This is a genomic window from Chrysiogenia bacterium, assembly GCA_020434085.1.
Lineage (GTDB): Bacteria > JAGRBM01 > JAGRBM01 > JAGRBM01 > JAGRBM01 > JAGRBM01.
In genome coordinates, this window is record JAGRBM010000452.1 from 1 (window position 1) to 2192 (window position 2192).

Annotated in this window: 4 protein-coding genes; 1 reads left to right on the top strand and 3 read right to left on the bottom strand. The window is 61.8% G+C overall.

Features of this window, described 5'->3' with window-relative positions; translation table 11 throughout:
- The 3 genes from KDH09_15350 to KDH09_15360 all read right to left on the bottom strand — a co-directional run.
- Positions 1-435: acetyl-CoA carboxylase biotin carboxyl carrier protein (locus KDH09_15350; GenBank protein ID MCB0221072.1), on the bottom strand; the 435-nt coding region annotated here is incomplete at its 3' end.
- Positions 436-437: 2 nt separating this feature from the next.
- On the bottom strand, positions 438-878 hold the full coding sequence (gene aroQ, locus KDH09_15355) for a type II 3-dehydroquinate dehydratase (GenBank protein ID MCB0221073.1): 441 nt from the start codon (positions 876-878) through the stop codon (positions 438-440).
- Positions 879-1015: 137 nt separating this feature from the next.
- Positions 1016-1450, bottom strand: coding sequence for a hypothetical protein (locus tag KDH09_15360; GenBank protein ID MCB0221074.1), 435 nt, complete (start codon positions 1448-1450; stop codon positions 1016-1018).
- 78 nt (positions 1451-1528) lie between these two features.
- Between KDH09_15360 and KDH09_15365 the strand changes: the two genes are divergently transcribed.
- The coding region (locus KDH09_15365; GenBank protein MCB0221075.1) for a hypothetical protein at positions 1529-2192 on the top strand (664 nt) is incomplete at its 3' end.

The window sequence follows — 2192 nt, forward strand, 5'->3', positions numbered from 1 at the left end:
CGTAAAGAGTGGCTGGTCGAATTCGACGGGCGTGCCGTTCTCCACCAGGATCGCTTCGACCTTGCCGGCCCGGTCCGCCTTGACCTGGTTCATCATCTTCATGGACTCAATGATGCAGAGGACATCCCCCGTCTTGACCCGGCTGCCGACCTCGGCAAAAGGCGGTGATCCCGGGGACGGCGCCCGATAGAAGGTTCCCACCATCGGCGCGTGGACAATGTGGCCGCCCGGCCTTGCGGCAGGGCTTGCAGCCGGGGTACCGGCTTGCGGCGGCGCGGCGGGTGTCGCAACCTGCGCGACAGGCGCGGAAGTGGCGCTCGGTCCCGCAGACCGGCGGGAGATACGCACCGCGTCCTCCCCTTCCTTGATCTCGATCTCCGCGATGTCGGACTCTTCCATGAGTTCGATGAGCTTCTTGACCTTTCGAATATCCATTGTCATGCCTCGATCCTGCTGATGGCGGCCTGGAGCGCGAGTCGATAGCCCATGGCGCCCAGTCCGAAGATGCACCCGACGGCAATGTCCGAAAGGTAGGAGTGGCGGCGAAATGCCTCGCGCGCATGCACGTTGGACAGGTGAATCTCGATGAAGGGAATACCCACGCCGAGAAACGCGTCCCGCAGTGCAACGCTCGTGTGGGTAAACGCACCGGGATTGATGAGGATGAACGCCACCCCGTCTTTCTTTGCAGCGTGCACCGCCTCGATGAGTTCGTGTTCGGCGTTGGACTGACGCGCCGTCACCTCGCAGTTGGCCGTCTGGCCCAGTGCCACCAGGGATGCATTGATGTCGTCCAGCGTGTCGTAGCCGTAGATTTCCGGCTCCCGACTGCCGAGCAGGTTGAGGTTCGGCCCATGCAGGACCAGGATCTTGTGCATGATCACACCATTTTCGGGATTTAGCGCCACATTCTAAGCATTTTCGCCGAAGTTAGGAATCGCAATTGTGTACAGGAAGCTGCCATTCCCGCCAAGCGACAGCCAGTTTTGGAAGATCGCAGCATGTTCGCTGCAATTTACCCTTCTAAGGGGATTTTTAGCGTCCGTTTCTGGGGCGGATAGCAGAGCCCGGCATCTGCGCAGCCCTGGTAGCGCACGCGAACCCTAACCTCTTGCGGCTGCCCGCGCAGCGGCAAATCGACCAGAAGTTCGCCGTAATACACCTCCACATCGCCAAAATACTCATCGTGCTTCTTCAGGCCCGGGGGAATCTCCGCGGCGCCCGCCTCTACGCCTTCTCCTTCGAACGAGAGGCTGTGACGGTAAAGGTAGTAGCCGGGCAAGGCAAACCATCGCAGTTCGACCATGCCGTCTTTGCGCGTCGCGGTCAGCTCGAAAGCCTCATCCACCGGCAGGAAATCCGGCGCACTGTTGCTGCCGAGCGGGCCGCCGGCTGCATGGGCGATGCCGGAGAGCAACAAAAGCGTGCAGGTAAGATAAAATCGTTTCATGTCACTTCCCGTCAATCCCTGGCCTTAGAGTACCCGGTTCGCGTTTTGTTACCCATTGCATCTGCCAGTCGTCCGTTGTTGCTGGCCGCCTGCCTGATCTGGCTCGCGGGTTGCGGTGCGCTGTCCACGCGTGAACCCCAGCGTGCCGAACCGCGTGCGGCACCTGTCGAACCCGTAAAAAGCGAAGCGGACCAACGCCTCACCGAAGAGGTGAACTGGCTGCTCGACGAGGCCGCGACAGCGTTTCGCGAAGACCGGCTCACGACACCGCTCAACGATAACGCCTATTACAAGTACCTTCGAGTCCTCTCCCTCGACCCGGGCAACCAGGAGGCGGAACAGGGGATTACGGAGATTGTCGAGAAGTACCTGGAGTGGGCCATGGACCGTGTCGGAGACCGGGATTACCGCGCGGCGACCGATTTCCTGAACAAGGCGAGGTCTATCGACCCCGAACACCCCAACATCGCCGCTGTGGAACAGCTCATCAAGAATCGGCGCGACGCGACCCTGGAGAAGCACAATCTCGCCGAGGAACTCATCCAGGCCCGCAGCGACGCGCTCGCCGCCGAACTGCGCGCCCTGGGCCGGCGCGCAGCGCTGCGCGGGGCGACCGTCGTCATCACGGCGAGAAGCGATGCAGAGGGCCGCTGGATCTACCAGCAGATGAACAGCGATGCGCCCTCGCGTGTCCGGGCGCGCATGGAGTTCGGCGAGACACCGTCGGTGCGAATGCTGTACC

What these genes read in the sequence shown, in the direction of transcription:
- aroQ (MCB0221073.1), bottom strand. Translation starts at nt 878, where the DNA reads ATGCACAAGATCCTGGTCCTGCATGGGCCGAACCTCAACCTGCTCGGC.
- KDH09_15360 (MCB0221074.1), bottom strand. Translation starts at nt 1,450, where the DNA reads ATGAAACGATTTTATCTTACCTGCACGCTTTTGTTGCTCTCCGGCATC.